The organism is Nocardia jiangxiensis NBRC 101359, assembly GCF_000308615.1.
Classification (GTDB): Bacteria; Actinomycetota; Actinomycetes; order Mycobacteriales; family Mycobacteriaceae; genus Nocardia; species Nocardia jiangxiensis.
The window spans coordinates 24,682-30,681 of record NZ_BAGB01000057.1 but is presented as its reverse complement, the minus strand read 5'-3'; the positions used below and the strand labels follow the sequence as shown (position 1 = coordinate 30,681).

The following is a 6,000-nucleotide window of genomic DNA, read 5'->3' as shown; positions in this document are numbered from 1 at the left end:
TGACGTTCCCTTCTGCTCTGCGTCCGCTCGAGATTAACCGCCGCATACCGAATAAGTAAATACGGCTTCGCTATACCAGCAGGTGAAACCTGTTACAGTTTCGCCAGTATTGTGGCAGGTGAGCGTAATTGCGTTACTGCGAGCAGAAGGATGTTGTTATCCGTATGCCGCCTACCTGAGCCGAACGGGGAAGGCTGTCATACCGTGGATCAGGAAGCTGGGCTGCCAGATCGGATCCGACGCCGTGGCGCTCGGGCCCAGGTCCGGGAACCGGCGCAGCAGCGTCCGGAACGCGATATCGGCCTCGAGCCGGGCCAGCGGCGCGCCCACGCAGTAGTGGATGCCGTGGCCGAAGGCCAGATGTCCGCTCGCATCGCCGGTGGTGCGCACGGCCTCGGCATCGGCGTAGTGCTCGGGATCCCGATTGGCCGCGCTCAGCGCGATGTACACCAGCTCGCCCTCCGGAATGTCCACCCCGCCGATCCGCACGGGCTCGTCGGTGAAGCGCGTGGTGGCCCAGCCGACCGGTCCGTCGTACCGCAGGAACTCCTCCACCGCGGCGGGCACGCCGTCCGGATCCTCGCGCAGGGCGCGCAGCTGATCCGGGTTGTGCAGCAGTGCCCGAACGCCGTTCGCGATCAGATTCACCGTCGTCTCGTGACCGGCGACCAGCAGCAGGAAGGCCATCGAGACCAGTTCGCGCTCGTCGAGGCGATCGTTGTCCTCGTCGCTGGTGTGCACCAGCCCGGACAGCAGATCCTCGCCGGGGTTCGCGCGTTTGGCCTGGACGAGCCGCCGCAGATACTCGGACATGTCCGAACCCGCCGCGAAGACCTCCTCGTCGGTCTTCGCCGCGCCGCCGATCAGCATCTTGGTCCAGCGCTGGAAGTCCTCGCGGTCGTCGAGCGGCACGCCCAGTAGTTCGCAGATCACGGTGACCGGCAGCAGCACCGCGAAGGACTGGATCAGATCGACCTCGTCCCGGCCCTCCATCGCGTCCAGCAGGCCGTCGGTGAGCTCCTGGATGCGCGGACGCAGCGCGGCCACGCTGCGCGCGGTGAAGGCCTTGTTGACCAGCTTGCGCAGCCGGGTGTGGTCCGGCGGATCGGTGTTGAGCATGTGTCCGGACAGATCGAACATGCCCGGATTCGCCCGGGACGCAGGATTTTTGCGTTCGAAGACCGCCAGCAGGCCGTGCATGTTCTTGCGCAGCCGGGAATCGGTGAGCGCGGCGCGCCCCTCCTCGTATCCGATGATCACGTAGCCCGGCACGGAGTTACGGGGCAGTTCGACGTACAGCACCGGGCCGCGTTCGCGCCAGCGACGGTAGTAGGCGTGCGGGTCGGAGAAAAAATCTTCGGCGACTGTTTCGATCGGAGTAGGTGCTTCGGTATCGACCACGATGTCCTCACTGTCCTCTGCGATCGAGATCCGATCGCGCTCCCCGTGCGGCTGTCGGCCCCACCCCATCCAAGCTACTCGCGGGTACCGGGACAGGCTGTGGCGCAAGCGATCACGAGGATGTCGGGGAAATGGGACGAGCCGCGCATTCGAAACCGTCCGGTTCCGGGTCGGTAGTCCAGTTCGGAATGTTCGGTAGCCCTACCGTTCTGCGCGTGTCGCGCGCGCCACGCCGAGGATTTGTGCGAAGTGGCAAACTTGCGGTTTCGCCATGGGCGGTCTATCGACTATTAATGCTATGTGCCGCTACCAACCGTGACCCCTTGGCTGCCGCAGCATCTCACACGCTTGGAGGCGCGATGACCATCGAGCACTCGGGCGAGGACGATGTCACGCATCTGGCGAAACGGGTCGAGCATGCCCGCGGACGGCTGGCCTATCAGTTCGACCCCGCGCTGACCGAGGCCCTGTCCGAAGACGAGCTGCGCGCCGAACGTGAACTCGCCGAGAAGATTCGCGAGGCCGAGCGCGACCAACGCTGGAAGCATGTCCAGGCCGCGGCCGCGGCCTCCGACGAAGCCAGGACAACATCTCAGAAGATCGCGAAAGCCGACATGCGTGATCTGTTGCTCGCCCGCCGGGCGCTCGCCGCACAGCGGCGCGAATCGAGTCCGCACGCCAAACTGGCCTCGCTGTACCGACATCGGGCGTGGTCGCTGCGCGCACTGGCCGGTGTCGTGGCGGCCGGCATGCTGTGGTCGGCGGTCAACGTGCAGCACAACATCGCCCCCGGCGGTCCGACCGATCCGCTGTACTGGTTCAGCTACCTGCTCGAAGCCATGATCAGCGTCTGTCTGGTCATCATCATGATCGGCACCAACAAGGTGGCCGAGTGGGGCATCCTGGACAGCCGCAAGCAGGTCGCGATCGCCGAATTGGCCCTGCTGTCACTGACTGTCGGCCTCAACACCTACCCGTACCTGAGGTCGGGCCGCTGGTACGACGTCGGCGTGCACGCGGTCGCCCCGGTGATGATCGGTGTCGCGCTGCTCATCCATCACGCCGCCAGCTCGCGGTACGGCATGGCCATCGCGCACGCCACCGAACAGGTCCGCGATCTGCCCGACCCCTCGGAGCAGATCCGTCGCACGATGCCGACCTTCGTGAGTTTCTTCCGGCAGAACGTTTCTCCGGACGTCACCCGGCCCAGCGGCGCGCTGATGGCGTTGCCCGGCGGGGACGCCACCTCGGCCGCGGACCCCACCCGGGTGGACGCCGTGGCCGGTGAGTCGGACAAGCCCTCGACGGTGGACGCGGACGACACGCTCACCTCGTTCCGCTCCTCGGGCGCCGACGATTCCGCGGGCAGCAACGAATACCGCGCCAACGAAGCCTGGTTGAACGGTGCGGACGTCAACGGTGCGTCGGCGAAGAACGGAAAGTCCGGCGCCAACGGCAAAGCCGCGAGCAACGGTGCGGATGCCGATGGCGCGCAGGACGATTCGCTCAACGGCTACGACACCGGCCAGTTCCGGATCGCCGAGACCCTCGAGCAGGAACTCGCCGAACTGCGCGCCGAACGTCGTCGCGCCCGCGCGAGCAAGCAGCGCGCCTCCTCGTTCAGCGAGGACTGAGCAGAACTCCACGAACGCGCTGTCATCCGGACCGGATGACAGCGCGTTCGTGTCGGGTCCTGCATCGGAATCCGGGTGTGGTGGGCGTTCCGCGACGTCGTCCGTCCGGCTGCGGTGGCGGCATGTTCGTGTGGTTGCGATGCGTTACGTGCCCGGGTGCGGCAGGGTGGTGTCGTGCACAGCATCGTCCTGGAGCAGGTCGGCGTGGATTACGGGCCGACCACGATATTCGCCGACGTCAGTGTGCGGCTGCCGGGCGGCCGATGTACCGCGGTGGTGGGGCCCAGCGGGGCCGGTAAGACCACGCTGCTGCGACTGCTGAATCGGCTCGCCGAACCGACCAGTGGGCGGATCCTGCTGGACGACGTGCCGATCACCGAACTCGACGTGCTCGATCTGCGCCGCCGGGTCGGGTTGGTGCCGCAGCGGGCGACGCTGCTGACCGACGTCGTCATCGATGAGCTGCGGGTGGGGCGCGCGGAACTGACCGAGTCGCAGGCGGGTGAGTTGTTGCGGCGGGCCGGACTGCCGAAGACGTTCCTGCATCGCCGCTGCGACGAGTTGTCCGGCGGTGAGGCACAACGGGTCTGCCTGGCGCGCGAGCTGGCCGTCGGCCCGCAGGCGCTGATTCTGGACGAGCCGACCTCGGCCCTGGACGAGGCCGCCGCCGGAGCGGTCGCGGATCTGATCGCCGAGCACACCCGCGACGGCGGATCGGTGGTGCTGGTCAGCCACGACAGCGGATTCGTCGGGCGGGTCGCCGACGAGGTGTTACTGCTGGGCGGCGGCGGGCTGTCTCGGCTCGGCGCCCACGACGATCGGAAAGCCTGATGGTGGAAGGACTTTCGGTCCCGAACTGGCAGGGCGTCGGCACGTCGGTGGCGCTGGTGGGCCTGGCCGCGCTGATCGCCTACCGGCAGCACCTGCATCTGACGCGTGAGTTGCTGATCGCCGCCGCGCGCGCCGGGGTCCAATTGGTCGCGGTCGGGGCGATTCTGCTGATTCTGTTCCGGCACACCGGATTACCGGGGGCGCTCGGCTGGGTGGTGCTGATGGTCGGCATCGCCGGACAGGTCGCCGGACGACGCGGCGCCGGTCTGCCGCATGCGATTCGCGCGGCCACCGCCGGGGTAGCGTTCGGGACGGTGATCACCCTCGGAGCGCTGATCGTGTTGCAGGTCATCTCGACTCAGGCGCGGGTGGTGGTGCCGGTCGGCGGCATGATCGTCTCGGGGTCCATGCAGGCGACCGGGATCGCCCTGCGCCGCCTGCGCGAGGACGCCGTGGCGGCCCGTCCCGCGATCGAGGCGCGACTGTGCCTGGGGCTGCCCGCTCGCGCCGCATTCCTGCCGTACCGGCGCTCGGCGCTGCGCACCGCGTTGGTGCCCGGAATCGATTCCACCAAGGTCGTCGGCCTGATCAGTCTGCCGGGCGCGATGACCGGCCTGATCCTGGCCGGGGTCGAACCGCTCACCGCGATCCGCTATCAGATCGTGGTGATGTACATGTTGCTCGCCGCGGCATCGCTGGCGGCGCTGGCCGCGGCCCGGGTCGCCGAACGCGCCCTGTTCGACGACGCTCAGCGACTGATCACCCTGCCGGGCTGACCGGAGAACATGCCGGTCGTCCGGTTCTCAGGAATCCCACAGACGAATCTGGTGTTGTCCATGGGTGCGCGGGGTTTACTTGAATTACTGCCGACAGGCAGCGCGGGGTGAGCTGAGCCCAAGGAGGCGGCCGTGGACAGTGGAGTTACCGCCGCGTTTTCCCGCCGTGAGCTGATTCGGGTGGCAGGCGTAGCAGGAGCATCGGTGAGCAGGCGTGGCCTGCGGTCGCTCAATGCCGATGCCGTGTCCAGCTGGACCGATCCGGGCACCGGGACGAGCGCGTTCGTGGTCGCGGACGGAGTCGGTGATCATCTGCCGGCCGCCCGTGCCGCCCGCACGGTCGCCGCGGTCGCCGCGCGCACCGCGACCCAGTCGAGCGCCGCGGACGGAATACTGGCCGCGCAAGCTGAACTGTTGCGGCAATTCCCCGAGAAGGAAGCCGACGCGGTCCTGGTCGTCGCGGTTGTGCCGCCGTCCGACGGGCCGTGCGATATCGCCTGGGTGGGGGACTGCCGCGCGTACCGATGGAACGGGCGGGTGCTGCATCAGATCACCACCGACCACACGGCCGCCGAATACTTCCGGTCCCTCGGGCGCAATCCCGCGCGGCGCTTCGAACATCTGGTGATCACCTCCGCGCGCACGGTCACTCCCGAGGCCATCGGCCGGGCCACGACGGGATCGAGTCACGGCCGGTTCCTGCTGAGCACCGATGGCGTGCACAAGCCGTTGAGCATGACGGAGATCAAGGAGACGCTCGTCGGGTGCGCCACTCCGGCGATCACCGCGGAGGCTCTCGTGGAGGGCGCACTGCGAGCCGGAGGTAGCGACAACACCACGGCCCTGGTGGTGGATTGCGGTTGACCGCCGCGGACGGGCGGTTCAGTCGGCGATACTGTTCGCGGTGACGCGTCGCGTGTCGGTGGCCGAGTCGCCGGAGCGGTCCGAACCGTCGGAGGCGGCCGAGCCCTTCGCCTGAGCGGCGAGCAGATCGCGGATCTCGGTCAGCAGTTCTTCCTGGGTGGGTTCGGACTTCTTGGTCTCACCCCGGGCGAAACGCTTCTTGAGCGTGTTCATCGGCAGGATCAGCGCGAAGTACAGCACGGCCGCGACCATGATGAAGTCGATGGCGGCGCTGACGATCGGCCCGATCGCGATGAAGGTGGCCGGTTTACCGGGCACCAGCTGGAAGCCCAGCCCGAGCTGGCTGTTGCTGCCCAGAATCGCCAGCAGCGGTTCCACGATCCCCTTGGTGACCGACCGGACGATCGCGGTGAACGCGGTACCCATCACGACCGCGACGGACAGGTCGATGACGTTCCCGCGCATGAGGAAGTCTTTGAAACCCTTGAGCATGG

At 67.6% G+C, this 6,000-nt stretch carries 6 protein-coding genes; 4 read left to right on the top strand and 2 right to left on the bottom strand.

Annotation, left to right across the window (positions count from 1 at the left end; genetic code table 11):
- Nucleotides 1-171 precede the first annotated feature (171 nt).
- Nucleotides 172-1,401, bottom strand: coding sequence for a cytochrome P450 family protein (locus tag ON40_RS25535; RefSeq protein ID WP_051193552.1), 1,230 nt, complete (start codon nt 1,399-1,401; stop codon nt 172-174).
- Between the two features lie 359 nt (nt 1,402-1,760).
- Between ON40_RS25535 and ON40_RS25530 the strand changes: the two genes are divergently transcribed.
- The 4 genes from ON40_RS25530 to ON40_RS25515 all read left to right on the top strand — a co-directional run bounded on the left by ON40_RS25530 (nt 1,761) and on the right by ON40_RS25515 (nt 5,506).
- Nucleotides 1,761-3,035 (top strand): hypothetical protein, encoded by a 1,275-nt coding sequence (locus ON40_RS25530; protein ID WP_040826919.1) that lies wholly within the window; start codon nt 1,761-1,763, stop codon nt 3,033-3,035.
- A gap of 174 nt (nt 3,036-3,209) precedes the next feature.
- The gene (locus ON40_RS25525) at nt 3,210-3,866 is read left to right on the top strand and encodes an ABC transporter ATP-binding protein (RefSeq protein WP_040826938.1); all 657 of its coding nucleotides are present in this window, start codon (nt 3,210-3,212) and stop codon (nt 3,864-3,866) included.
- Nucleotides 3,866-4,642 carry an ABC transporter permease gene (locus tag ON40_RS25520; protein WP_040826917.1) on the top strand — a complete coding sequence of 259 codons (777 nt, stop codon included), beginning with the start codon at nt 3,866-3,868 and terminating at the stop codon, nt 4,640-4,642. The genes ON40_RS25525 and ON40_RS25520 overlap by 1 nt, the downstream gene beginning before the upstream one ends.
- 204 nt (nt 4,643-4,846) lie before the next feature.
- Nucleotides 4,847-5,506, top strand: a complete 660-nt coding sequence (locus ON40_RS25515; protein WP_245567988.1) for a PP2C family protein-serine/threonine phosphatase — start codon at nt 4,847-4,849, stop codon at nt 5,504-5,506.
- Between the two features lie 18 nt (nt 5,507-5,524).
- Here the strand turns inward: ON40_RS25515 and mscL are convergent, their stop codons facing one another.
- On the bottom strand, nt 5,525-5,998 hold the full coding sequence (gene mscL / locus ON40_RS25510) for a large conductance mechanosensitive channel protein MscL (protein ID WP_040826913.1): 474 nt from the start codon (nt 5,996-5,998) through the stop codon (nt 5,525-5,527).
- Nucleotides 5,999-6,000: the final 2 nt, after the last annotated feature.